This window comes from Micromonospora sp. WMMD967, from assembly GCF_029626165.1.
In the GTDB taxonomy this organism is placed as follows: domain Bacteria; phylum Actinomycetota; class Actinomycetes; order Mycobacteriales; family Micromonosporaceae; genus Micromonospora; species Micromonospora taraxaci.
Genome location: NZ_JARUBK010000001.1, coordinates 1796472 through 1819371 on the forward strand (window position 1 = coordinate 1796472; position 22900 = coordinate 1819371).

Below are 22900 nucleotides of genomic sequence, written 5' to 3' on the forward strand. Positions count from 1 at the left end.
GTGATCATGCAAATGCTTCCGCGAGTACGACGAAGGCCGGGCCCGCACCGGGCCCGGCCTTTCGTGTCGTACGACGACTCAGTGGTTGTGCTCGGCCAGCTGCTTACGGACGTCGTCCATGTCCAGGGCCTCGACCTGCTCGATCAGGTTCTCCAGCGCCGACTCGGGGAGGGCGCCCGGCTGGGCGAAGACGATGACGCCGTCGCGGATGGCCATGATCGTGGGGATCGACCGGATGTCGAACTTGGCGCCCAACTCCTGCTGGGCCTCGGTGTCGACCTTGCCGAACACGATGTTCTGGTGCTTCTCCGAGGAGCGCTCGTAGACCGGGGCGAACCGCTTACACGGACCACACCAGTCGGCCCAGAAGTCGACCAGGACGATGCCGTCGTTGCCGGTCACCTCGTCGAAGTTCGCCGAGGTCAGCTCAACGGTTGCCATTGCACTCTCCGATCACCGCGGTTTGTCTACGACCCGTAGAACCCGGGCTGACCGTATCGAATTCCCGGGGGGTGGGTCACGAAACGTGCCAGGTCCTGCCAGGGGGCCGGGGACCATCGACCCGCGTCTGTATCCCACCGTCCTGCGGAACGCAAATGCACGACGCACTTGCGTGACCTGCGGTGATGGGAGCGTTTCCAGGGAGATCCACCCGATTGAGCTGTACGAATCGGTAACTTGGGCCGTGACAAGGAGGTATCCGGCCTGCGGAGATCGCTGATCAACCTCTGAATCGTCACCGAGAGTAGTGTTACAAAAAGATAAATGTGACGCCGATCTCTGTCGAACCTACGCTGTCGTAGGGCAGACTTCTCGGCATCAGAGCGTGGGCGGCGGGTGCCGGGGAGGGCCCCGCCGCTCATTGCGTCTCCCCCCGGGTTCCACTGGCCGGTGTGACTTTTCCACCGCCGACGCGCCCCGCCAGTCGCCTTAACCTTCGGTAAGGCATGCTGTGCCGAACTCCATCGCCGCCCGTCGAAGGGGACCAGGATGCAGTTCGGCCGCTACTACGAGGAGTTCGAGGTCGGCGCGGTCTACCGGCACTGGCCGGGCAAGACCGTCACCGAGTACGACGACCACCTCTTCTGCCTGCTCACCATGAACCACCACCCGCTGCACATGGACGCGCACTACGCCGAGACGGCCAGCCAGTTCAAGCGCAACGTGGTGGTCGGCAACTACATCTACTCGCTACTGCTCGGCATGTCGGTGCCCGACGTGAGTGGGAAGGCCATCGCCAACCTGGAGGTCGAGTCGCTGCGGCACGTCGCGCCGACCTTCCACGGCGACACCATCTACGGCGAGACCACTGTGCTCGACAAGCGTGAGTCCGGCTCCAAGCCCGACCGGGGCGTGGTCTCGGTGGAGACCCGTGGCTACAACCAGGACGGCACCATGGTCTGCGTCTTCCGGCGCAAGGTCATGGTCCCCAAACGGGAGTACGCGGCGAGCGCCGTGCCCGACGGGGTGGATCCGGAACGGCCCAGCTTCCCCGAGCCGCGGTGAGCGGTACGGCGGGCTGACCGCCGCGGACTCCGGGGCCCTTCCCGCAGCGCGTTTGCCGCGGAAGAGGCCCCGCTCCCGTGCGCGGGGCATATGCTGACGCCGGAGGTTCCGATGAGCCACTCCGTCGCCGGAGAGCCGCCCTCTGCCGGCCGTCGAGCCGCACCGTCGACCACGTCTGCCTACTCCGCCGCCGAGTGGGACCTGCTCACCGGTCTGCCCGGCCGGGTTCTCGTGGCTGCCACCGCCTCCGGCCCTGGGCGCGCCGAGCGGGGGGTCATGGCCGGTCTCGCCGGTCTGGACGCCGTGGCCGCGGGCCGAGCCTTCGACAGTGATCTCGTCCGTGCGGTGGTCGCCGCGATCTACGCCCGGCACGACGGCACTCCACAACCCACCGAGCAGCTCACCGATCTGGTGGACCTGTTGGCCGCCTGCCGGGCGGCGAACCGGGTTCTGCGTCGACGTGCCGACCCCGCCGACTCGGCCGCGTACCGCCAGTGGGTGCAGTCGGTCGCGGCCCGGGTGTGCCGTGCGGTGCCCAGCCCCGGCGAACGTCGGGTGGACCACCTGGCCACCCCGGCGGACCGGCGCTTCCTGGACCGGCTCGGCGCCGCCCTCGGACTGCGGTGACCCGGCAGGCCGCCGCAGCGGGTGCCGCCGTGGCCCGTACCCTCTGATGACCGTGACCGAAGACCAGCTCGAGGTGGGTGTGGGTCCCTGGCCGGGGGACCTGCCGGACGACCCGCGTTACGACAGGCAGTTGCTGGCCGAGGGAGACCGGCGCAACGTCGTCGACCGCTACCGCTACTGGCGGCACGAGGCGATCGTCGCGGACCTGGACCGGCACCGGCACGGTTTCCACGTCGCCATCGAGAACTGGCAGCACGACTTCAACATCGGCACCGTGGTCCGCAACGCCAACGCGTTCAACGCCGCCGAGGTGCACATCGTCGGACGGCGACGGTGGAACCGGCGCGGCGCGATGGTCACCGACCGGTACCAGCACGTGCGACATCACGAGACGATCGAGGAGTTCGTGGCCTGGGCGGACGAGCGTCGGCTGCCGGTGTTCGGCATCGACAACCTGCCCGGGGCGCGTCCGCTGGAGACCGGCACCCTTCCCCGGAACTGCGTACTGCTGTTCGGTCAGGAGGGCCCCGGGCTCTCCGGGCCGGCGCGGGCGGCGTGCGCTCAGCTCTACTCCATCGCCCAGTACGGCTCGACGAGGTCGATCAACGCGGGTGTGGCCAGCGGTATCGCGATGCACGCCTGGATCCGCGCCCACGCCGGCCCGCCGCCGGACTGATCCGCGCCCGGACGCCGAATTGGACGTTCCCGCTTGACGTGCCGACGGTACGGGGTGACGGTGGGGATGTGAGTGTCGCGGTGAGTTGTCCGAGATGCGGGGGCCCGGTTCGGGCGCCGGATCTGATGCACACCGACTCGAGATGCGTGCGTTGCGGCCCGGTGCCGCCGCTGCACGTGCCCGAGCACATCGGAGCGGACATCGTGGCGAGCGTGGTGGAGCGGATCACCGCGACCGCGGATCCGCCGGTGACGCCGCTCTGGTGCCCGTGGCCGCTGCCGACCGGCTGGACGCTCACCGGCGTGGCGTACGCGGGGGACGACCGGACGGGAGTGCGCGCGACAGCCGTGGCCTGCGCGGGCCCGGCGCCCCTCGGCGGTGGTCCGGCGGACCTGGTCTTCGTGGCCGAGGAGCCGGGCGTCGGCCTGGGCACCCGGCTTGCCGGACTGGCCGGGCCGGACCCGGGTCCGGAGCTGGTCGATGCGTTGACCGACCCGGGGCCCGGTCATCCCGACCACGTCGGCCAGGCCAGGATCAGGGTCGCCGGGCACCCCACTCCACTGTGGTTGGTGAATTCTCCGACGGATCGAAGCGCGTACGCGGGCGAAGCTCGGGGAATGTGGCTCCATGCGATAGCCTGGCCGGCGAGTGCGGGTCACCTGCTCGCGGAAGACGTCGTGCTACACGACCTGACCGAGTGGACTCCGCCCGAGCTCGTGTACGGCGCACCGTCCCCGTACTTACCCGGGAGACCTTGACAAGTCTGCCGGTTTGACGGAGAACGGACGCAGATATTCACTGTACGACACCACACTGATACTCTGGGTGCCGCTGCGGTAATGGGACCCGGCGCCGCGCGAGAGGATGGCCCGCCATGGTCAAGAAGGTCCTCACCTGGGCCGGAATCGCATTCTTGATCTTCTTCGTCGCCTACCGGCCAAACTCAGCGGCTGACGTGTTCAAGTCGCTCGGCGGCGGGATCATGGATATTGCGCAGGGGTTCGGCGACTTCTTCACCAGTCTCGTCGCCTAGCCGCCGATGGGTAGCCCCTCCGGTCCACCCTTCGACCCGGACGACCCTGACCGGGAGCGCCGCGAGCGCGACACCGAGCCGATCCCGCGGATCGGGCCCGATGACGGCCCGGGCTACGGTGCCGGGCCCGGCCTGTCCGACGGTCCGTCCCTTTCGGACGACGTCGGCTACGGCGACGGGCCCGGCTATGCCGGCCAGGGGCGTTCCGGTCGTGGGTGGATCCGTGATCCGGAGGCCGGCTACCAGCCGCCCCAGATCTCCGAGGACGAGCTGGCCGGGTTGCGTGCCGACGCGACCGGCTCGACTCCTCGCCGGGTGCTGCCTCTGGAGGACGAGCCCAGCTCGCTGGTGGCTCGCTACCTCTTCCCCACCGAGCGCTACCGGGGTGAGTGGAAGCGGCACTGGATCCACCTCACCAACCCGCTGTTGATCGGCATCGCGGCGACCTTCGTGCTCGGCTACCTCTCCGGCTTCCTCGCCGGGCAGGACGTCGGCGCGTTGACCACCATCGCCGTGCTGCTCTGGTTCGCCGTGATGGGCTGGGTGGCGTGGAAGGTCGCGGACTGGTGGTATGACCGTTTCATCCTGACCAACAAGCGGGTCATGGTGGTCAACGGCATCGTCACCCGCAAGGTGGCCATGATGCCGCTGGTCCGGGTCACGGACATGAAGTACGAACAGACCCCGACCGGGCGAGCGCTCAACTACGGCACCTTCGTGTTGGAGTCCGCCGGCCAGGAGCAGGCCCTCCGCGAGATCAAGAATCTGCCCAACCCCAACGAGCTCTACCTGCGTGTCGTCGAGGAGATGTACGAGCCGCAGGCGGTCGAGGCGCGGCTCGGCAAGGAGGCCGACGAAGCCAAGGCCGACGACGGGGCATGAAGCTTTTCGACCGAACATCGGAGTAAGTGCGCACCTTTCGTCATGGACCGGAACGCCTCTGACGTGGCACTCTGCCAGGACGACCGGGGTGTGGAGGTGGGCGGTGACGAGCAGGGACTTCCTGGAGGAGCAGTTCCGCGAGTTCGTCGCGGCACGCTCCGCCGCGCTCCTGCGCACCGCTTATCTGCTCACCGGCGACTGGGCCACGGCCGAGGATCTGCTCCAGACAGCGCTGACGAAGACGTACCTCGCGTGGAAGCGGCTCGGCGGGATCGAGGCCGTCGAACCGTACGCCCGGCGTGTGATGGTCAACACATCCACGAGCTGGTGGCGGCGGCGCTGGCATGGTGAGCGCCCGACCGAGGTGCTGCCGGAACGGGCCGGCGTCGACGAGATCGAGCAGCAGCTCGACCGTGACCTGCTCTGGCGGCATCTGAGGCAGTTGCCCAACCGGCAACGGGCGGTGCTGGTGCTGCGCTACTACGAGGACATGTCGGAGGCGCAGACCGCCGCGATGCTGGACATCTCACCGGGGACGGTGAAGAGCCAGACGTCCCGAGCCCTGGCCACGCTGCGCCGGCGCATGGGAGCCGACGCGGCGCAGCTTCCCGCCGCAGCCAATGCTGCCGGTCGGTCGGCCGCAGCCGGTGTCGTCCGCCCGACCGCCTCGGGCGCCCCGAACGGGCAGCTCCCGGCCACCGGCGCCGCCGCACCGCCGCGACCCCGGCAGACAGCCCGCCCGGCCGCACCCCGCCCGGCCGTCCCGCAGGTCGTGTTGCCCACCGCCCCGGCGGCCGTGCCCGTCGGCACGGGCTCCGGGGAGCAGCAGTGAGTGGATTGCCAGGCCGGCCCGACAACCTGACGGCCGGGTCGAAGCGTTCATACGAGGTGCGGCCTGACGAGCTGGAAGGTGCGGTGCGGGAGAGCCTCTCGCACCAGGTGACCCTTGCCCGGCCGCTGCGCGCCGACCCCGCCGGCCAGGCGATTCGACGTGCGAACCGGATCCGGCGGCGGCGGGCCGGGGTCGGGCTCGCGCTCGCGGCAGCCGTCACCGTGCTGCTGGGCGCCGGCATGGTCCAACTCGGTGCGGGGACCGGGCGGGACGCTACGCCGATCGTGGTGATCGGTGATCCGCACCAGTCCAACCGGCCGGTCCCCACGGCCAGCGTTCCCGGTGCCGAATCCTCGTCCCGGCCGTCCGCCTCCCTGCTCGTGAGCGAGACGCTGGTCAACCCCGACGGGCAGCGGCTGGTGCTGCGCGACATCGGGCCGGCCGAAAATGCCCAACTCCTGCCCGGTGGGGGCGGCTGGTTGGTGGTCAGCACGCCGACCACCGCAGGCCGCACCCTCTGGGTCGTGCAGGACGACGGCCTGGTGCAGGTGCTGCTCGCCGGTGCGGGCTCGATCGTCCTGGCACCGGACAGCCGACAGGTCGCCTGGCGCGACGGCGGTGACCTGTTCGTGGCGGGGGTGGTCGGCACCCAGCTCATCGGCGCGGCGCGCACCCCGGTGCCGGCAGCCGCGCAACCCATCCGGTTCGTCGGTGACAGCGTGCTGGTCCGGCTCGACCCCGCGAGTGCCGGTCACACCCTCTGGCGGCCGGGCGCCGGGCAGTTGCCCGCAACTGTCGACCGGAAGACCCTCAACGTCTACGGAGAACTGCCCGACGGGCGGCTGGTCGGCCAGACCGTCGCGACGGACCCGGGCGGCACCTGCCTGGCCGTCCTCGATCCGACGCGTCACCTGCAGCCCGTCGAGTCCGGCTGTGCTGCGGACCTCACCCAGGACGGCGTGGGCGGGGTCTCCACCGACGGGCGGTGGCTGCTGGTGAACGGACGGGTGGGCAAGGCCAGCCAGGCGCTCCTGATCGACCTGCGACGACTCGGGCCCGCGCCGACCGCCGTTCCGGCCGGGCCGCCGATGTCCGGCGCGATCGTCTGGAGCAACGACACCCAGGCCGTGTACCTCGACGGCGGTGGTGACCTGGTCCGGGTCGACGTCGGCCGGGTACGGGCCGGGAAACCGGCGGCCCCCGAGCCGGTGCCCGACGTGCCAGCCGGGGATCGGCCCGTCCTGGTCCGCAGCTTCTGATCCACCCGGTCGGAACGACCTCCGCGAGTCAGACTCGGTGCCTCCTCGGTAGCGTCATGAGGTGACCTCGCGTACCGGTGCCCCGCGGATCGACCTGCACACCCACTCGACGGCCAGCGACGGCACCTTTACCCCGGTCGAGCTGGTCCGGGCCGCCGGAACGGCAGGGCTGGACGTGTTGGCGATCACTGACCACGACACCACCGCCGGCTGGGCGGCGGCCGTCGACGCGTTGCCGCCCGGGCTGCGCCTGATCCGAGGTGCGGAGCTCTCCTGTCGCTGGTCCGGCACCGAACCCGCGGTGCCGCTGCACCTGCTGGCGTACCTGTTCGACCCGGACCACCCCGAACTGGTGGCCGAGCTGGCCCGGGTGCGGGCCGCCCGGGAAGATCGCGGCGAACGGATCGTCGCGCTATTGCGCGCCGACGGCATCGACGTGAGCTGGCCGGAGATCCTCGCCGGTGCGGACGGAGGGACCGTGGGCCGGCCGCACATCGCACAGGCGCTGATCCGGGCCGGCCTGGTCGGCAGCACCCGGGAGGCGTTCGGCTCGGACTGGCTGGGCGAACGATACCGGTTACCCAAGGACGACATCGACGTGTTCCAGGCGGTCCGGCTGGTGCGATCGGCCGGCGGGGTGCCGGTCTTCGCCCATCCCCGGGCCACCCGCCGTGGCCGCGTGGTGCCCGACGAGCTGATCACCGAGCTGGCCGCCGCCGGGCTGGCCGGGCTCGAGGCCGACCACGAGGACCACAGCCCCGCCGAGCGTGCCCACGTCCGAGGGCTCGCCGCCGACCTGGGCCTGCTCGTCACCGGCTCCTCGGATTTCCACGGCACGCACAAGACCGTGCAGCTCGGTGCGTTCACCACGGGCGTCGAGGCGTACGAGCGGATCGTCGCCGAAGGGGTGACCGAGGTCGCTTCGGGCTGATCCGCGTTTCGGCGTGATTCGGCGCGGCTAGGTTGATCACGTGGATCTGAAGCTGTTCGGCGAGGTTTTCGTGACCCTGCTGGTGATCACTGACCCCCCGGGCATGATGCCGATCTTCCTGGCGTTGACCGGTCCGCTACCCGCCCGCGACCGCAACCGGGCAGCCTGGCAGGCCGTCGCGTTGGCGTTGGGCGTGATCGTGATCTTCGCGGTGGCGGGTCAGACCCTGCTGGACTACCTGCACGTGGACCTGCCGGCGTTGCAGGCGGCCGGTGGGCTGTTGCTCGTCCTCGTCGCCCTGGAGTTGCTCACCGGCAAGACCGACGGTCCCAGCGCGGACGCCACCTCGAACATCGCCCTGGTGCCGCTGGGCACCCCGCTGCTGGCCGGCCCGGGGGCCATCGTGGCCACGATGCTCTTCGTCCAGCAGGCCGACGGCCTGGGCGACTACACCGCCATCGCCGTGGCGATCCTCGCCGTGATGGTCGCCGTCTGGATCGTCCTGCGCTTCTCCGGCGGCATCGTGAAGATCCTGCGGCCCGGCGGCATCGAGGTGCTGACCAGGATCGCCGGTCTGCTGCTGGCCGCGATCGCCGTGCAGCTCATCGCCGACGCCGTGTTCGCCTTCGTCACGCACTACGTGAACATGACCTGACCGGCACACCCACGCTGTCGGAGGTGGATGGCAGGATCGCAGGGTGCGACGATCCTCATCAGCGGGACGGCCGGCGGCCGGCGGCCGGGCCCCCCGACAACGCGACGGCGGTGCCGAGCAACTCGGCTTCGAGGGCATGCCGGAGCGTCTGTTCGTCTGCACACCGAGCAAACTCGGCACGTTCGCCGACTGCCCGCGCCGCTACCGCTACTCGTACGTCGACCGGCCGGCACCGCCCAAGGGTCCGCCGTGGGCGCACAACTCGCTCGGCGCCAGCGTGCACACCGCCCTGAAGAACTGGTACGCACTGCCCGCCGACCGGCGTCGCCCCGAGGCGTTGGCCACCCTCCTCAAGGGCACCTGGGTCCGCGAGGGCTACCGCGACGACGAGCAGGAGCGATCCGCCTACCGGCGGGCGTTGGGCTGGCTCGAGGCGTACGTCGAGACGCTGGAGGCCGACGCCGACCCGCTCGGCGTGGAACGGGTGGTGGCGGTCAAGACCGCCGTGCTGGCGTTCAACGGCCGGGCCGACCGGATCGACTCGCGGCCCGGTCCGGAGGGGCCGGAGCTGGTGATCGTCGACTACAAGACCGGTCGCAGCGGGTTGGACGCCGACGACGCGCGAGGTTCGCAGGCGTTGGCGCTCTACGCGTACGCGGCCGAGCGGGTGTTCCGCCGACCGTGCCGCCGAGTGGAGCTGCACCACCTGCCCACCGGCACGGTCGCCGGCCACGACCACACCGTCGAGTCGCTGGCCCGGCAGTTGACCCGTGCGGAGGAGACCGCCCGCGACATCATGGCCGCCGAACGGGCGGTCGCCGACGGGGCCGACGCGGACGAGGCGTTCCCGGTGGCGCCCAGCCCGCGCTGTGGCTGGTGCGACTTCCGCCGGCACTGCCCGACGGGGGCGCAGGTGCCGGGCAAGGAACCGTGGGCAGCCGTGGACCGGCACGCCGACGGCTGACCTGTCGCGCGGGCAGTCGGGTCAGCCGGCCAGCGAGGTGGCGGCGTGGCGCGCGGCCCGCTCCTTGGCGGCCTGTATCAACGGCCCCTCCAGGTAACGACGGGGCACGGCGGCGAACCCGAGCCGCAGGGCCCGCACCGTCAGATCCGCCGACAGTGACGTGGTGGGCAGACCGAGCCCGCCGTACATCCGGCGCGCCCACGCCGGCAGCAGTCCGAACGCGGTGCCGGCGATCCCCAGGTACGCCCAACGCGGCGGGCCGAGGGTGAGGCCCAACCGGGCCGGCAGGCTGAGCTTCCACGGCACCGGCGGAGCGGTCAGGAAGACCGCCGTCTCGGCAGCCTCACGGGTCATCCGCAGCTCCGGCCGTACGGCCCGGTAGTACTCCGCGACCTCGTTCGCGGTGCCGGGCACGGTGGCCGGGTCCAGGCCGACCAGAGCGGCGGACCGGCGTTGCTCCGTGTAGTAGCCGTCCACCTCGTCGTCGGTCAGCGGCAGCCCGGCCCGACGGGCCGTGCTGAGGAACGACTCGACCTCGGTGACGTGCACCCAGCGCAGCAGGTCCGGTTCGTCGATCCGGAACGACTCCCCGGTCACCGGGTCGGTGGCCCGCAGCCGGTCGTGCAGTCGGCGCAGCCGCGCGCCGGCCGCCTCCGCCTCGGCGGTGGTCCCGTAGACGGTGGTCGCCACGTAGGTGGCGGTGCGGACCAGACGGCCCCAGGCGTCGGTGCGGTAGTTGCTGTTCTGCGCGACCCCGGCCATCGCGCGGGGATGCAACGCCTGGAGGTAGAGCGAGCGCAGGCCGGCGACGATCAGGATCGGCTCCTCGTGCACCTTCCACGTGACCGAACCCGGACCGAAGAGGCCGAGGTCATCGGAGTCCACCGCCCAAGAGTGCCACGGTCTGCCGGGCCTCGCCGGACACGTCCGGCGCTGCCGTCGGATCAGACGTCGGCAGAACGGCGAGCCCGGCAGCCCGGGCAGAGACCCCAGAAGGTCACCTCCGCCTCGTCCACCTCGAAGCCGTGCGTCACGTTCGGCTCCAGGCACGGCGCACTGCCCACCGCGCAGTCGATGTCGGCGATCTCGCCGCAGCCCCGGCAGACCACGTGGTGGTGGTTGTCGCCGACCCGTGCCTCGTAACGGGCGGGACCACCGGCCGGTTCGATCCGGCGGGACAGTCCGGCCCGGGACAGCGCGCCCAGCACGTCGTAGACCGCCTGCGTGGAGACCGAGTCGAGGCGTTCACGGACCTGCCGGGCGATCTCGTCGACCTCCAGGTGGCCACCACCGCCGAGCACGTCGAGCACCGCGAGGCGGGGCCGCGTGACACGCAGACCCTTCGATCGCAGCAGCTCCTCGGCACCGGACACTGGCCAATGACAGCACGCGCGACCAGCATCGACAACCGTCGCCGGGTGCGGGTGGCCACCGACACAGCCCCGGGAAGATCGGGATCGGGCCCGAGACGGTGAACCCGATCGTTGAGTTACGCGTGTGTCCGGTCGGAAGCCTGGGGGCGACCGGCGGAACGTACGCTGACCACCCCCGACCGTGATCCACCTGGAGGGTTCGATGTTCGAGGAGATCCTGGGCCTACCGGTACACGTCCTGGTGGTCCACGCGGTCGTCGTGTTCGTGCCGCTGCTGGCGGTGCTGGCCATCGCGTACGTGGGTCTGCCCCGGTGGCGACACCGGCTGGACTGGGCCGTGGGTCTCCTCGCCGTGGTCGCACCGGTGACCGCCTTCGTGGCCGTCAAGTCGGGTGAGGTGTTCACCGACGCGCTGGTCGCCCGGGGCTTCCAGGGGCAGATCCTCGACCAGATCTTCGAGCACTCCCGCTACGGCGACATCCTGTTCCGCATCGTGGTGCCGCTCGGGATCGTCGCCATCCTGCTGCTGGTGGCGACCAGCGGGCACCCCCGGGTGCCGCAACTGCCGGGGCTGGTGACCCCGGTGCTGGCGGTGGCGACGGTGGCGCTGTCCATCGCCGCGCTCGTCTACGTCTACCTGACCGGCCACAGCGGCGCCGAGGCGGTCTGGGGCACCACCCTCTGACCCGCTCGCCCGAACGTCAGAAGATGACCCGTGAGCAGAGCAGACAGACCAGGAACACCAGCACCACTCCCGCCGCCGCGCCGAAACCGTAGGTGACCCGCTGCGAGCGCTGCTCGGCCGCGTCCAGGCCGGCCATGTCCTGCGGCGGCAGCCGCCGAGGTGGCGCCGGTTGCAGGTGTACGGGTGGACGCCAGCCCGTCGGCGGCGGCACGCTCGGCGGTGGGCCCGCGTACCCGCTCGCGGCTGGGGCCGTGGGCGCGGTGGGAGGCTCGTTCGCCGCCGCGTCGGCGCCGGGCCGTCGCCAGTAGTCGTCCGGGGTGCTGCCACCGCTGGGGGTCGTCACGCCGTCCGACGCTACCAACGCGGGCGGCGGCTCGGTCGCCTCTTGCCGGCGCGGCACTGTCGGCGGAGTCTCCCGGAACCGTCCCGACGCGACCTCGGGACCCGCCCGCGTCGGCGCGGTGGAGGGGCCGGGTTGCGCTAGTCTTGCCGGTCGTGAGCACCGAGGACCCCGGCGAGCAGGGCGTACGCGGCGACGATGACCGGGCCGTCGACCTGAGCGAAGATTTCGTGGTGCTGCCCGAGCAGACCTCCGACGACACCGACCGTGGTTGGGGTGAGCAGTCCGGCGGCAACGACGACTGGCTGCTCGCCGAACGCCCCCCGCACTGGGACTGACTCCCGCCGCGAGGCGGCGGCTGATCAGCCGCGGACGACGACGGCGAAGCGGGTGCCTTCGGGGAGCCCGACGGCGCGTTGCGCCTGGTCCGGGCGAAGGGCCAGGTAGAGCGCGGTGGACCCGTCGGTGGTGTCGCCGCCCAGGACGCCCAGGACCAGAGCTGCCGGTGCGAGCAGCGCAGCTTCGGCCCCCGCCCGGTCGGGTGGCGCGGCGAGCAGGTCGACCCGGGTGCCGGGACGGGCCACCACCAGCGCGGCCGGCTCGGCCAGCCGGATCGGCACCCCGACAGCGCCGCTGGGCAGCGGCAGCGGTCTGACCGAGCCGTCGTCGGCGGCGGTGCTGCCTTCTCCGGTAGGGCCGGCCGACGGTGGCCCGCCGGTCTCGGGTGCGTCGGGACCGGGTGAGCCGCCTCCGTCGACCTGGCCGGCGGCGTCGTCCGACCCTGCCGAACCAGGGGAGGACGAGGCACCGGGCGGGCAACTGGGCGGGGCGTGCAGGACGGCGGCGGCGAGGCCGAGCAGCGCGGTGACCAGCACGGCCCGGAGCAGGGTGCGCCCGCCGGGCATCGTGAGCCGGCGTAGAGGATGCAGCGCCCGCACGGAGTCTGGGTCAGCCATCGCCTCTGCCGCCTCCCGTCCGAGGATGTCGCAGCGACACCCTCGGCGGCAGGCTAGGCCGTTCCAGCCGTGGTTCGCCGACCGCCGGCAGGCACCTGTGGATAACCCGCCGGCCTGTGGACAACGCCCGTCGGTCGGGCCGGGTGTGCTACGCCCGCAGGGAATCGATCCCCTGGGTGCCCGCGGACGTCAGGAGGCGGAGCTGGCCGCCGGGGCCTTGCCGCCGCTGGACCCACCCGAGGACGACCCTCCGGAGGACGATCCGCCCGCCGACGACCCGGAGGACGAGGACGACCCGGACGAGGAACCGGACGACGATGACGAGGAAGACCCGGACTTGTCTCCGGAAGACGACTCGGACTTCGCCGGCTTGCTGGCCGTGCCGCCGGCCGTCGTCTCGGAGCCGGACGCCCGCGAGTCGGTGCGGTAGAAGCCCGACCCCTTGAAGACGATTCCGACCGAGTTGAAGACCTTGCGCAGCCGCCCCTGACACGCCGGGCACTCGGTCAGCGGCTCGTCAGAGAAGGACTGCACCGCCTCGAGCTGGTGACCGCACGTGGTGCAGGCGTACTGGTACGTGGGCACGTTCTCCTCCGGATCTGGGCTCGGCCAGTTGGCACTCGACGTATTCGAGTGCCAATGGTGCGTCATTCGCCCCGGGTTCGTCCAGCGGACGTGTGGGGCGCGACACCGTGCGCCGCACCCGGGCCGCCGTCAAGCGTACGCACCCCGTCGGCGGGGGTGACGACCGCGCGGACAAGCCGGTCGTGCGGCTCCGCCGGAAGCGCGTCGACCAGCTCGCCGTCGTGCAGGGGCACCACTGTCAGCGTCGCCTGGGGCACCCGGGCGAGGGCCCGGTCGTAGGAGCCGCCGCCCCGCCCGAGCCGCCGACCGTGGTGGTCGACCGCGAGGGCCGGTACGACCACCAGCTCCGCGTCCGCAACGGCGTCCACCCCGAGGCGGGCGCCCGTCGGCTCACGGATGCCCCGACCGGCGGCGATCACGTCCGCCGGCCCGGTAAACGCCGCCCAGTCCAGATCGAGGTCGGCGAGGAGCACCGGCAGCAGCAACTCGGCGTCGGCCGGCAACGCCGCCCGCAGCACCTCCGGCAGGTCGGCGCCGCCCGGTTCGGAGCCGATCGGCACGTACGCCGTCATCCTGCGTGGGCGCAGTCGGCGTACCAGTGTGACCAGCTCAGCCTGCACGCGCGCGGCGGCGGCGGCCCGGGTGGATTCGGGCAGCGACCGGCGGCGGGCGAGTAGTTCCACGCGGGCGTCCCGCTTCGCCACACGCGTCACTTCCGCTTCATCAGAAAATTCCGGCACGCAACACTCCTGACGCAACGCCTCTCCCACGGTTGCTCTGTGTCAGCATCGCAAGCAACGGAGGCGGAACTTCCGGGGGGACCGAGTGACGCTACGCGGGCGGTTGACGGCAGCCTTCCTCGTGGTGGTGCTCGGGCCGGTCCTGCTCGGCACGCTCTTCGTCGCCTCGACGGTCGCGGCCGTGGACCGTAGCCGCTCCACCGAGCGGCTGGCGGTGGCGGCGTCCGCCGTGCGTACCTCCGTCGACGCGCTCTGCCAGCAGTTGCGGGCCACCGCCGACGCGGTGGCCCTCACCGCCGATCCGGCCGTCGCGGCGGCCCAACTGGTCGGCCGTGGCCTGGCCGCCGCTGTACTGATCACCGACGTGACCGGCAAGGTCAGCTACGTGTCGCCCGGCGCTCCGCCGGCCCCCTGGCGGGACTGCTCCGGCCCGGCCAACGGCGGGACCACAGGCCCGGCCAACGGCGAGACCACAGGCCCGGCCAACGGCGAGACCGATGGTTCGGTCAGCCCGGTCCGTGCGCTGGCCGCCCAGGTCGACCTCCGCGACCGCTCCGGAACCCTGCTGGGCACGGTGAGCGCCGCGCACCTGGTCGACCCGGCCTTCGTGGCCCGGCTGGCGGCGGTGACCGGAGTGGCGGTCACCCTGCTCGACAGTGGCGCGAGCGCCGCGCGGGTCACCCACACGACCGAGTCCCGCGAGGTACGCGACGCGGTGCTGGCCGCCGCCAGCACCGTCGACGGCGAGCGGGTCACCGAAACCAACGACGGCCGGTACGTGCGGAGGATCGGGCCGTCCGACGCGCAGCCACTGCCCCTGGTGCTCTCCGTTCCCAGCGAGCAGCCGCCCGGGCTGCACGCCACGCTTGCGGGTGTGGTCGTCCTGGCCGCGCTCCTCGCCGTCCTGAGCGCCTGGCGGTTGGCCCGGGTCACCACCCGGCCGCTCGTCGAGTTGGCCGGCGCGGTCGACCGGGTGGCCCAGGGCGACCTGACCGCCCGGGTGCCGGTGCGCAGCCGCGACGAGCTGGGCCGGCTGGCCGCCGCCTTCAACCGGATGACCCGGGAGACCGGCTCCTACGTCGCGGCGTTGACCAGCAACCGGGACCAGCTCCGCGGGCACCTCGGGGTGCTCGGTGACACCCTGGCCAGCACGCACGACCTGCAACGCATCCTGCGGGTGATCCTGCACAGCGCCATCGGGGCCACCGGCGCGCGCGCCGGCGCCGTGTTGCTGGTGGAGGCGGGCGGGGTGCTCGTCGCACAGTGCACCGAAGGGCTGGACGGACGGTGGCCCGAGGACGACCCGGACGGGCCGTCGACGCTTCGGGTGCCGGTGGGCGTCGGCGTGGTCGGGGCTGTCGCCGCCACCGGCGAACCACAGCGGGGGAGGGTGGAGCCGGCTGAGGCTCCGCCGGGTGAGCCGCGCTGCCGTACCTATGTCGCAGTCCCGTTCGCCGCCCCGGGCGGCGGCGCTGCGGCTCCCTCCGCGTCCTCGACGCCGACCGACGACACCAACGCGGCGGCGGCGGCACTCGGGGTGCTGGCCCTCTACGACCGGCTGGGCGCCGACGAGTTCGACGACGACGACCTGGTCACCCTGCGCACCTTCGCCGGTCACGCCGCGGTGGCCGTGGACAACGTCCGGGTGCACGAGGAGGCGCAGCGGCTCTCGCTCACCGACCCGCTCACCGGGTTGTGGAACTACCGCTACCTGCGCGAGTCGATCCGCCGGGAGGTGGAACGGGCCAGCCGGTTCGGGCGGATGCTGAGCATCCTCGCGCTCGACCTCGACCGGTTCAAGGACGTCAACGACACGTACGGGCACGCGGCGGGGGACACCGTGCTGGCCGAGTTCGCCAGGCGGGTACGCGGCGAGATCCGCGAGGTCGACCTGGCCTTCCGACAGGGTGGCGAAGAGTTCGTACTGCTGCTGCCGGAGACCGATGCGCGGGGCGCGGCGATCGTGGCCGAACGACTCGGCGCCGTGGTGCGCGAGACCCCGATCGCCGTCGAGGCGGACGCCGGACCGGTCCTGGTGACCGTGTCGGTGGGCATCGCCGTCTATCCGGACAACGGCAGCACCGGACGCGAGGTGCTGGAGGCCGCCGACGACGCGCTCTACGCCGCGAAGGCGGCCGGCCGCGACACGTACCGGGTGGCCGAGGTACGCCCGGACGTGGCGACCCGGGAGCGACCGGTGCTCGCCGGTGCGGTGACCCCGTCCGACGGGCTGCCGCGTGCCGGCCAGCACGTGCAGGTCAACCGGGAGCCGGGCGGCTCCGCCCGGTCGGAGTCGGCGGTGTGCGTACCCGAATCGTCGCCCGCGGGCCCGACGCACGCCCGGCCGGAGCCGCCCGCCGACCCACCGGACAGCGCGGGAGCCGGCCCGGACGCCGCGCGGCCGGGGTCGGGTGGCGGCGCGTCTTCTGGGCCACACCCGCCGCGGCAGAGCCGTGGCCGATAGTCTCGCGGCATGTCGGAGCACTCAGCGAACCCCTCATCGACGGCCGCCGCAACCGGCCGTCCCCTGGCGGTCAAGGCCGTCATCCCGGCCGCCGGACTGGCCACCCGGTTCCTGCCGGCCACGAAGGCGGTGCCCAAGGAGCTGCTGCCGGTGGTGGATCGGCCGGTTCTGCAGTACATCGTCGAGGAGGCCACCCAGGCCGGCATCGGCGATGTGTTGCTGATCACCGGTCGGGGTAAGACGTCGATGGTGGACCATTTCGACCGTCGCCCCGACCTGGAGGCCAGGCTGGAGGAGAAGGGCGACGCCGAGCGGCTGGCTGCCGTGCGTGGGCCCAGCGAGTTGGCCGAGATCTACACCGTGCGGCAGCCCGAGCAGCTCGGGCTCGGCCACGCCGTCGGGTACGCCGAGTCGCACGTCGGTGACCAGCCCTTCGCGGTGCTGCTCGGCGACGAGTTCGTCAAGCCGTCGGAGCCCCTGCTGCCGGCGATGCTGGAGCTGCAGGCCCGCACGGGCGGCGTGGTGCTCGCCTTCTTCGAGGTCGACCCGGCCGAGACCAAGCGGTACGGGATCGCCTCCGTCGAACCCGCCGAGTCCGAGCTGACCGACATCGGCGAGGTCGTCAAGGTGACCGGGATGGTGGAGAAGCCGCAGCCGGAGGACGCGCCGAGCAACCTCGCGGTGCTCGGCCGCTACGTGCTGCCCGGCAAGATCTTCGACGCGATCCGGCGGACCAAGCCGGGCAGCGGCGGCGAGATCCAGCTGACCGACGCGATGGAGCTGCTGCGCACCGAGGGCACCCCGGTGCACGCGATCGTCTACCGCGGCACCCGCTACGACACCGGCATGCCGCTGGGCTACCTCCAGACGGTGGTGCAGATCGCCGCCGAGCGCGACGACCTGGGTGGCGAGTTCCGATCCTGGCTGGCCGACTTCGTCAAGGCCGACGCGGCAGGCGGATCTGGTACATGACCGCGACGGCCGACGCCGAGGCGGCCGCGAACGAGTTGACGCCGCTCGCCGACTACCTGGGCAGCGTGCTGCGCAGGTTACGCGCGCTGCCGCCACTCGACCTCGACCTCACCCAGGCGCACGGCAACGTCCTCGCCGAGGACGTCGTCGCGCCGCACGCCTTCCCGGCCTTCGACCAGGCGGCCGTGGACGGTTACGCGGCCCGCTGGGAGGACATCTCCGGAGGGGGTCGGGGCCCGAGCTACGTCCCGGCCCCCTCCGGCAAGCCCGGTGGGCGGACGATCCGGCTCAACGTGGTGGGCGATCTGGGCGCCGCGAGCTGGCGGCCGGTCCGGCTCACCCCGGGTTCGTGCTTCTCGGTGGCCGCCGGGGCGCCGCTGCCGGTCGCCGCGGACGTGGTCGTCCCGGTGGAGTGGACCGACCAGGGCATGGCCGCCGTGGAGATCTTCCGCACCCCCAAGCGGGGGTACGGGGTCCGCCGCGCCGGTGAGGAACTGCCCGCCGGCACCCTGCTCGCCCGCGCCGGCACGTACGTCTCCCCGGCGCTGGTCGCGGTCTTCGCCGCCACCGGCATCGGGCACGTGGTCGTCCGACCCAGCCCTCGGGTGGTCATCGTGGCCACCGGTGACGAACTCGTCGACGTGGGTCGGGGGAGTCAGCCGGGGCAGGTGGTGGACGCGAACTCCCACGCGTTGACCGCCGCCGCGGCAGAGGTGGGCGCCCTGGCGTACCGGGTGGGGATCTGCGACGACGACCCGGAGGGGCTGCGCGGGCTGCTGGAGGACCAGACCCTGCGCGCCGACCTGATCATCACCACCGGTGGCACCGGCACCGGCCCCGGCGACATGGTGCGCCGGATCCTGTCCCGCCGCGAGGGCGGCCGGGCCGGGCCGGTCACCTTCACCGACGTGGCGCTCTATCCCGGCACCGCGCTCGGGTTCGGCACTGTCGGCGCCGAGGAGGTGCCGGTGGTCTGCCTGCCCGGCGACCCCGGCGCCGCGTTGATCGGCTTCGAGGTGCTGGCCCGCCCCGCCATCCAACTGCTCGCCGGCGCCGAGCCGGTGTTCCGACCCAGTGTGCGGGCACACCTCCTGGAGACCGTGTCGTCGCCGGCAGGGCTGCGCGAGTTCCGGCCGGCGCACGTCGCCGAGCGTCGGGGCGGCGGATACACCGTCCAGCCGCTGCGCGGTGGGCCGTTCACCCTCTCCGGGCTGGCCGAGGCGAACGGGCTGCTGGTGCTCGGCGAGCGGGTCACCACGGCCGCCGCCGGATCCACAGTGGACGTCCTGCTGCTGGACCGTCGCCGGTGACGGTCTCCCGATCGAGCCGCAGGGGTTCCACTCGGGAGTCGTGCGGCCGTCGGGTCGTCGCGGTGGGTCGGGTTGTCGCGGTGGGTCCACTTGCGCGCGACACGGTCCCGCGCGGGAGACTGTGTCGGTGAGTCTCTTCGGACCCCCGCGGGCACCGGGCTGGCCGGTGGAGTTGGCGGACGGCCCGGTGTTGCTGCGGCCGTACCGGCGCACCGACGCCACGGCGTGGTCGGAGATCCGGCGGGCCAACCGGGCCTGGCTGGCACCCTGGGAGTCGTCGTTGCCCGGTGCCTGGGACGACATGAACTCGCCGGCCGCGTTCCGTTGGGTGCACCGTGACCAGCGGCGTTCGGCCCGCGAGGGCGAGGGCATGCCGTTCGCTGTCTGTCTGCGCGAGGCCGACCGGGACCGGTTGGTCGGTCACATCAACGTGGGCAGCATCGTGCGGCGGGCCCTCTGCTCCGGCTACGTCGGGTACTGGGTGGACGCTCGGGTCGCCGGGCGAGGAGTGATCCCCACGGCGCTCGCCCTCGCCGTGGACCACGCGTTCGGCCCGGGCGGGCTGCACCGCGTGGAGGTCAACATCCGGCCGGAGAACCGGCCGTCGCGGCGGGTGGTCGAGAAATTGGGTTTCCGTGAGGAGTCGTACCACGTGCGCTACATGCACATCGACGGCGCTTGGCGGGACCACATCGGATACGCGATGACGAGCGAGGAGATCGCCGCCGAGGGTGGCCTGCTGGCCCGATGGCACCGGGTACGCGCCGACGCCCGGTAGGGCCTCGCCGGGATTCCGGAGGCGGGCCGGAATTTCCGACCTATGACCACGCGTCCCACGGACGGGATCGGCGCGGCGCGGTGGCAACCCGGTCGACGCGCCGTAACCTCAAGTAACTGCAAGCTGCGGCAAGCGCTCCCCGACCGGACGATCCACGTACGCAGGCGGGATCTGTGGAAGATCCTGCGGTCGGAGAGCGGTTGCTTCGAATTCGGTGACGGGAGGGGTGAGGGTGCCGACCTCGGTGCTCCTCGCCGTCCTCGCCGCCGCCGGCCTGCTCGCCCTGGCCCCGGCGCTGGTTCGCCGGTACGACGCCACCGAGCGGTTGGTGGCGGAGCGGGCGCAGTCGACGGCGCGGGTGCTCCAGCGCCGTCGGCGGCGCCGCACTGTGCCGGGACGGCGACCCGTCCACCCGCCGCGCTCACTGGTTGTCACCCTCAGTGAAGACGCGACTACGGGAACGCTGGCCGCGCCGGTCTCCGCGCCGCCCGCCGCCCGCCGCAGCGGCCGGCTACGCGCCGTGCCACCCGCGCCGAAGAAGTCGCGCCGCCGCCCGCCGCCCCAACGGCAGCACACCCCCGCCGTGTACCGGCGGCGTCGGGTGCTCGCCGCCCTGCTGCTCCTCAACGTCGTCGAGCTGATCGGCGTGGTGTTCGTCAGCCCCGGCTTCTGGGTCAGCTTCGGGGTCACCTTCCTGCTGCTGGCCGTGTACGTCGTCCACCTCCGCCGCCGGGCCCTGGCCGGCCGCCGCCGTCGCCGCGCCCGGGCCCGGGAAGCCGCCTGGCTCGCCGACCGGCAGGCCGAGGTGCGCCGGGAGCAGGCCCGCCGGGCAGCGGCCCGCCGTGAGGCGCAGCGCCGCCTCGCCGCCCAACGCGAGGGGGTACGCCGCGCCGCGATGGGCCTGGACCGGCCCGGCGACCTGCCGGCGGCGGTCAACGGCGGGTCGGTCTCCTACCGGCGTTCGGGTGGGCTACGCGGCCGCCCCTACGAGGCCGGCCGAGGCGCCTGACGGGCCGCGCCCCCGGCGGCGCTGCCGGGCGTCGGCGGCGCTGCCGGGCGTCGGCGGCGCTGATCGACTCGGGTTCCTGGAAGTTGGGGTGTCGGAGCGTCCTGGATGCCCCGGTTTGCAGCAACCCGAGTAGATCTCCGGGGCGAAGCGCCGACCAGACGAGCGTTCATCCACTCCAGCTCGGCGATGTGGCGGTATCAACTCGGCCGAACACCCCCAGATCGGCGATCTGGAGTGGATCTCTGGGCGGGTGCGACGCCGCACCGGGGGCGGATTCGCGGTGGGGGCGGGGGACCTGTTAGCCTTGCTGCCGGCCCGCCCGGTGTAAGCCGGGTGGGACCGAAGCCGGTTCGCCGGTGGGGGGCTGTGGCGCAGACTGGTAGCGCACCTCGTTCGCATCGAGGGGGTCAGGGGTTCAAATCCCCTCAGCTCCACTTCCCAAGGCCCTGACCAGGGAGAGTGTCGGTCAGGGCCTTAATTCTGTCTATGAGTTCATCCCCCGAAAACGCCTCGGCGCGGCCGCTCTCCGCGATCGCGGTCTTCTGGGCCAGGTACACGAGGGGCGTTGCCCTGAGTCAGGATCGCTCGGTCGTCACCCGTTGTCGGCAAAGGCGCCCGAGGAAGCCCCGGGTAGCTTCGTCTTATCTGGCCAGCCCATCTCCGGCGCCGCTGACGTCCAGTCCGCCCAGGAAGCCCTTGGCGACCATGCCGTGTAGGCCGCGTTCGGTGGCTTCGATGTCCAGTCCGGCCCGGTGCGCGACCGCACGGGTCGTCCGAACGCCGTCGCAGGCGGCGAGCAGGTCCGCCAGCCTCGACGGCAGCCGGTACGTCCGCACCAGGCCGGAACGGCTCGTGGCGTGCAGCAGGTAGTGGGTGGTGCCGCTCGGCAGGCTACCGGCCGCCCGTCCGGCGACGACGATCCGTTGGATCTCCGCTATCGGGCGATCGAACGTCGCGAGCAGGACGCCCGGCCGCAGCGCGGGCGGGCCGGCCGGCGGTTCCACCCCGCCGGTGCCGACCCGTGCCTCGTACCAGAGGGTTTCGAACGCCACGATCTCGCGGAGCAGCCGGATCCGGGCGGTGCCGGGCAGCGTGGCGACGGCTGCGGCGAGCTCGCTCCCGACCGCCAGGCTGTCCTCGGGCCGGCTCAACGACCGACGTCCCAGTACGGGGCGCAGCAGGGTCTCCTCCTCGGCGGTGTCGCGGAGCAGGGCGGCGCTGCCGGGGAAGGCGGCGGTGAACCTCGCCTTGCGTTTGAGGCTGGTGATCGAGGCGGTGAGCCGGAGGCCGGGCAGTGGCACGGCGGCCAGTCGCCGGGCCAGCTCGGGGTCGGTGCCGTGTCGCCGGGCGAACCTGTCGGGGTCGGCGTGCAGTTCCTCGGCGAGCGACCCGTCGATCAGGAGCCTGGCCAGCAGCGCCTGCCCGCCAGCGGGAAGGGTGTCCTCCGTGCTCATCGGGCACCGCGGGAGACGCTGCCCGCCGTGAGGGTGGCACGGACCCGGTCCAGCTCGTCGACAAGTTCGGTGAAGTCGTCGGGGAAGTGGCCGTCCCGCTCGATCATGGTGGCCCGGACGTGCTGGCGGCTCTCCAGGTGTTCGAGCAGGGCGAACACGTCGTCTCCCACCGGGGCGTCGTGGCCGTCGACGAGTGGTACGCCACCCTGGCCCAGGTTGCCCGCCAGGTGCACCTGGACGACACGGTCGAGCGGCAGTGCGTCGAGGAAGTCGTAGGGGTCGAACCCGTGGTTGGTCGCGTTGACCACGACGTTGTTCAGGTCGAGCAGTAGGCCGCAGTCGCAGCGGTCGAGGACGGCGGTGATGAACTCGGCCTCCGTCATGCCGCCCGGCAGGTCGAGGTAGTAGGTGATGTTCTCCAACAGGAACGGCCGCCCCAGCCGGTCCTGCACCCGCTGCGCGTTCGCGGCTATCGTCCTGACCTTCTCTTCCGTGCGGAGCACCGGCGTCAGGTTGTGCAGCTCGACGCCGTCCTCCCGGGTGAAGCAGAGGTGGTCGCTGACCCAGGGTGCGTCGACGGCGTCCGCCACCGCCGCGACGGCGTCCAGGTACTCCGGATCCACCGCGGAGTCCGAGCCGATCGACATCTCCAGGCCGTGGGTGACCACGACGAAGCGGTCCCGGAGAGCGCGCAGCAGCTTGTTCTGCGCCGGATCCACCAGGTAGCGGTCCGTGACGATCTCCAGCCAGTCGATCGCGGCCGGGTGGGCGAGGATCCCGTCGTGCAGCTCCTCGCGGTAGCCGAGCCCGACGCCCAGGTCAGGCGGGGCGGAGATGGTGGTACTGAACATGACGTCTCCTCGTGGTCG

27 protein-coding genes, 1 tRNA gene and 1 pseudogene are annotated in these 22900 nt (G+C 72.3%); 20 read left to right on the top strand and 9 right to left on the bottom strand.

Annotation, left to right across the window (positions count from 1 at the left end; genetic code table 11):
• Window positions 1-78 precede the first annotated feature (78 nt).
• Window positions 79-441 (bottom strand): thioredoxin, encoded by a 363-nt coding sequence (gene trxA / locus O7631_RS08535; protein ID WP_030329190.1) that lies wholly within the window; start codon window positions 439-441, stop codon window positions 79-81.
• 549 nt (window positions 442-990) lie between these two features.
• On the opposite strand from trxA, the gene O7631_RS08540 reads away from it, so the two are divergent.
• The 11 genes from O7631_RS08540 (at window position 991) to O7631_RS08590 (ending at window position 9365) form a co-directional block, all read left to right on the top strand.
• Window positions 991-1506 carry a MaoC family dehydratase gene (locus tag O7631_RS08540; RefSeq protein WP_145786186.1) on the top strand — a complete coding sequence of 172 codons (516 nt, stop codon included), beginning with the start codon at window positions 991-993 and terminating at the stop codon, window positions 1504-1506.
• Window positions 1507-1596: 90 nt separating this feature from the next.
• On the top strand, window positions 1597-2133 hold the full coding sequence (locus O7631_RS08545; RefSeq protein WP_278143781.1) for a hypothetical protein: 537 nt from the start codon (window positions 1597-1599) through the stop codon (window positions 2131-2133).
• Window positions 2134-2185: 52 nt separating this feature from the next.
• Window positions 2186-2809 (top strand): RNA methyltransferase, encoded by a 624-nt coding sequence (locus tag O7631_RS08550; protein ID WP_278147881.1) that lies wholly within the window; start codon window positions 2186-2188, stop codon window positions 2807-2809.
• Between the two features lie 80 nt (window positions 2810-2889).
• Window positions 2890-3567 (top strand): DUF6758 family protein, encoded by a 678-nt coding sequence (locus O7631_RS08555; RefSeq protein ID WP_347403497.1) that lies wholly within the window; start codon window positions 2890-2892, stop codon window positions 3565-3567.
• 116 nt (window positions 3568-3683) lie between these two features.
• Complete coding sequence (locus O7631_RS08560) at window positions 3684-3842, top strand: hypothetical protein (RefSeq protein ID WP_007455302.1); 159 nt, start codon at window positions 3684-3686, stop codon at window positions 3840-3842.
• A 6-nt stretch (window positions 3843-3848) separates the two neighbouring features.
• The gene (locus O7631_RS08565; RefSeq protein ID WP_269681244.1) at window positions 3849-4724 is read left to right on the top strand and encodes a PH domain-containing protein; all 876 of its coding nucleotides are present in this window, start codon (window positions 3849-3851) and stop codon (window positions 4722-4724) included.
• A 103-nt stretch (window positions 4725-4827) separates the two neighbouring features.
• Window positions 4828-5556: a SigE family RNA polymerase sigma factor gene (locus O7631_RS08570; RefSeq protein WP_278143783.1), complete on the top strand. Its 729-nt coding sequence runs from the start codon at window positions 4828-4830 to the stop codon at window positions 5554-5556.
• 56 nt (window positions 5557-5612) lie between these two features.
• Window positions 5613-6815: a hypothetical protein gene (locus O7631_RS08575; protein WP_278143784.1), complete on the top strand. Its 1203-nt coding sequence runs from the start codon at window positions 5613-5615 to the stop codon at window positions 6813-6815.
• Window positions 6816-6876: 61 nt separating this feature from the next.
• On the top strand, window positions 6877-7746 hold the full coding sequence (locus tag O7631_RS08580) for a PHP domain-containing protein (RefSeq protein WP_278143785.1): 870 nt from the start codon (window positions 6877-6879) through the stop codon (window positions 7744-7746).
• Window positions 7747-7786: 40 nt separating this feature from the next.
• Window positions 7787-8401 carry a MarC family protein gene (locus O7631_RS08585; protein WP_088986470.1) on the top strand — a complete coding sequence of 205 codons (615 nt, stop codon included), beginning with the start codon at window positions 7787-7789 and terminating at the stop codon, window positions 8399-8401.
• A gap of 136 nt (window positions 8402-8537) precedes the next feature.
• On the top strand, window positions 8538-9365 hold the full coding sequence (locus O7631_RS08590; RefSeq protein ID WP_278147882.1) for a PD-(D/E)XK nuclease family protein: 828 nt from the start codon (window positions 8538-8540) through the stop codon (window positions 9363-9365).
• 21 nt (window positions 9366-9386) lie between these two features.
• Here O7631_RS08590 and O7631_RS08595 read toward each other — a convergent pair whose 3' ends face one another.
• Both O7631_RS08595 and O7631_RS08600 read right to left on the bottom strand, forming a co-directional pair.
• The gene (locus O7631_RS08595; protein WP_269681240.1) at window positions 9387-10250 is read right to left on the bottom strand and encodes an oxygenase MpaB family protein; all 864 of its coding nucleotides are present in this window, start codon (window positions 10248-10250) and stop codon (window positions 9387-9389) included.
• 59 nt (window positions 10251-10309) lie between these two features.
• The gene (locus O7631_RS08600) at window positions 10310-10738 is read right to left on the bottom strand and encodes a Fur family transcriptional regulator (RefSeq protein WP_269681239.1); all 429 of its coding nucleotides are present in this window, start codon (window positions 10736-10738) and stop codon (window positions 10310-10312) included.
• A 202-nt stretch (window positions 10739-10940) separates the two neighbouring features.
• On the opposite strand from O7631_RS08600, the gene O7631_RS08605 reads away from it, so the two are divergent.
• The gene (locus tag O7631_RS08605; protein ID WP_278147883.1) at window positions 10941-11423 is read left to right on the top strand and encodes a DUF2231 domain-containing protein; all 483 of its coding nucleotides are present in this window, start codon (window positions 10941-10943) and stop codon (window positions 11421-11423) included.
• Between the two features lie 16 nt (window positions 11424-11439).
• Here the strand turns inward: O7631_RS08605 and O7631_RS08610 are convergent, their stop codons facing one another.
• A complete protein-coding gene (locus O7631_RS08610; protein ID WP_278143786.1) occupies window positions 11440-11766 on the bottom strand; it encodes a hypothetical protein in 327 nt (108 codons plus the stop codon).
• A gap of 152 nt (window positions 11767-11918) precedes the next feature.
• Between O7631_RS08610 and O7631_RS08615 the strand changes: the two genes are divergently transcribed.
• Entirely contained in the window at window positions 11919-12101 is a 183-nt protein-coding gene (locus O7631_RS08615) for a hypothetical protein (protein ID WP_278143787.1), read from the top strand.
• 24 nt (window positions 12102-12125) lie between these two features.
• On the opposite strand, the gene O7631_RS08620 is transcribed toward O7631_RS08615, so the two are convergent.
• Window positions 12126-12719, bottom strand: coding sequence for a flagellar biosynthesis protein FlgA (locus tag O7631_RS08620; RefSeq protein WP_278143788.1), 594 nt, complete (start codon window positions 12717-12719; stop codon window positions 12126-12128).
• 25 nt (window positions 12720-12744) lie between these two features.
• On the opposite strand from O7631_RS08620, the gene O7631_RS08625 reads away from it, so the two are divergent.
• The gene (locus tag O7631_RS08625) at window positions 12745-13149 is read left to right on the top strand and encodes a hypothetical protein (protein ID WP_278148098.1); all 405 of its coding nucleotides are present in this window, start codon (window positions 12745-12747) and stop codon (window positions 13147-13149) included.
• 47 nt (window positions 13150-13196) lie between these two features.
• On the opposite strand, the pseudogene O7631_RS08630 reads toward O7631_RS08625, so the two are convergent.
• Window positions 13197-13370, bottom strand: a pseudogene (locus O7631_RS08630) (FmdB family zinc ribbon protein); the annotation flags it as partial.
• The gene (locus tag O7631_RS08635) at window positions 13367-14044 is read right to left on the bottom strand and encodes a 5-formyltetrahydrofolate cyclo-ligase (protein ID WP_278143789.1); all 678 of its coding nucleotides are present in this window, start codon (window positions 14042-14044) and stop codon (window positions 13367-13369) included. The pseudogene O7631_RS08630 and the gene O7631_RS08635, both read right to left, overlap by 4 nt.
• A gap of 85 nt (window positions 14045-14129) precedes the next feature.
• Here O7631_RS08635 and O7631_RS08640 point away from each other — a divergent pair, with 85 nt between their 5' ends.
• From O7631_RS08640 to O7631_RS08665, 6 genes are all read left to right on the top strand, one after another.
• On the top strand, window positions 14130-16508 hold the full coding sequence (locus tag O7631_RS08640) for a diguanylate cyclase (RefSeq protein ID WP_278143790.1): 2379 nt from the start codon (window positions 14130-14132) through the stop codon (window positions 16506-16508).
• Between the two features lie 9 nt (window positions 16509-16517).
• Window positions 16518-17480, top strand: coding sequence for a UTP--glucose-1-phosphate uridylyltransferase (locus O7631_RS08645; RefSeq protein WP_269681232.1), 963 nt, complete (start codon window positions 16518-16520; stop codon window positions 17478-17480).
• A complete protein-coding gene (gene glp / locus O7631_RS08650; RefSeq protein WP_269681231.1) occupies window positions 17477-18790 on the top strand; it encodes a gephyrin-like molybdotransferase Glp in 1314 nt (437 codons plus the stop codon). The genes O7631_RS08645 and glp overlap by 4 nt, the downstream gene beginning before the upstream one ends.
• 127 nt (window positions 18791-18917) lie before the next feature.
• Window positions 18918-19568 (top strand): GNAT family protein, encoded by a 651-nt coding sequence (locus O7631_RS08655; protein WP_278143791.1) that lies wholly within the window; start codon window positions 18918-18920, stop codon window positions 19566-19568.
• Between the two features lie 226 nt (window positions 19569-19794).
• Window positions 19795-20577 (top strand): hypothetical protein, encoded by a 783-nt coding sequence (locus O7631_RS08660; RefSeq protein WP_278143792.1) that lies wholly within the window; start codon window positions 19795-19797, stop codon window positions 20575-20577.
• Window positions 20578-20937: 360 nt separating this feature from the next.
• Window positions 20938-21011, top strand: a tRNA-Ala gene (locus O7631_RS08665).
• 207 nt (window positions 21012-21218) lie between these two features.
• Here the strand turns inward: O7631_RS08665 and O7631_RS08670 are convergent.
• Together O7631_RS08670 and O7631_RS08675 are read right to left on the bottom strand one after the other, a co-directional pair.
• Complete coding sequence (locus O7631_RS08670; protein WP_278143793.1) at window positions 21219-22031, bottom strand: hypothetical protein; 813 nt, start codon at window positions 22029-22031, stop codon at window positions 21219-21221.
• Window positions 22028-22882, bottom strand: a complete 855-nt coding sequence (locus O7631_RS08675) for a DUF692 domain-containing protein (RefSeq protein WP_278143794.1) — start codon at window positions 22880-22882, stop codon at window positions 22028-22030. The genes O7631_RS08670 and O7631_RS08675 overlap by 4 nt, the downstream gene beginning before the upstream one ends.
• Window positions 22883-22900 lie beyond the last annotated feature (18 nt).

Bases quoted from the DNA above. Each gene is read 5' to 3' on its own strand.
- trxA (WP_030329190.1), bottom strand. From the start codon at position 441: ATGGCAACCGTTGAGCTGACCTCGGCGAACTTCGACGAGGTGACCGGC.
- O7631_RS08540 (WP_145786186.1), top strand. From the start codon at position 991: ATGCAGTTCGGCCGCTACTACGAGGAGTTCGAGGTCGGCGCGGTCTAC.
- O7631_RS08545 (WP_278143781.1), top strand. From the start codon at position 1,597: ATGCTGACGCCGGAGGTTCCGATGAGCCACTCCGTCGCCGGAGAGCCG.
- O7631_RS08560 (WP_007455302.1), top strand. From the start codon at position 3,684: ATGGTCAAGAAGGTCCTCACCTGGGCCGGAATCGCATTCTTGATCTTC.
- O7631_RS08565 (WP_269681244.1), top strand. From the start codon at position 3,849: ATGGGTAGCCCCTCCGGTCCACCCTTCGACCCGGACGACCCTGACCGG.
- O7631_RS08590 (WP_278147882.1), top strand. From the start codon at position 8,538: ATGCCGGAGCGTCTGTTCGTCTGCACACCGAGCAAACTCGGCACGTTC.
- O7631_RS08605 (WP_278147883.1), top strand. From the start codon at position 10,941: ATGTTCGAGGAGATCCTGGGCCTACCGGTACACGTCCTGGTGGTCCAC.
- O7631_RS08620 (WP_278143788.1), bottom strand. From the start codon at position 12,719: ATGGCTGACCCAGACTCCGTGCGGGCGCTGCATCCTCTACGCCGGCTC.
- O7631_RS08625 (WP_278148098.1), top strand. From the start codon at position 12,745: ATGTCGCAGCGACACCCTCGGCGGCAGGCTAGGCCGTTCCAGCCGTGG.
- O7631_RS08645 (WP_269681232.1), top strand. From the start codon at position 16,518: ATGTCGGAGCACTCAGCGAACCCCTCATCGACGGCCGCCGCAACCGGC.
- glp (WP_269681231.1), top strand. From the start codon at position 17,477: ATGACCGCGACGGCCGACGCCGAGGCGGCCGCGAACGAGTTGACGCCG.
- O7631_RS08670 (WP_278143793.1), bottom strand. From the start codon at position 22,031: ATGAGCACGGAGGACACCCTTCCCGCTGGCGGGCAGGCGCTGCTGGCC.
- O7631_RS08675 (WP_278143794.1), bottom strand. From the start codon at position 22,882: ATGTTCAGTACCACCATCTCCGCCCCGCCTGACCTGGGCGTCGGGCTC.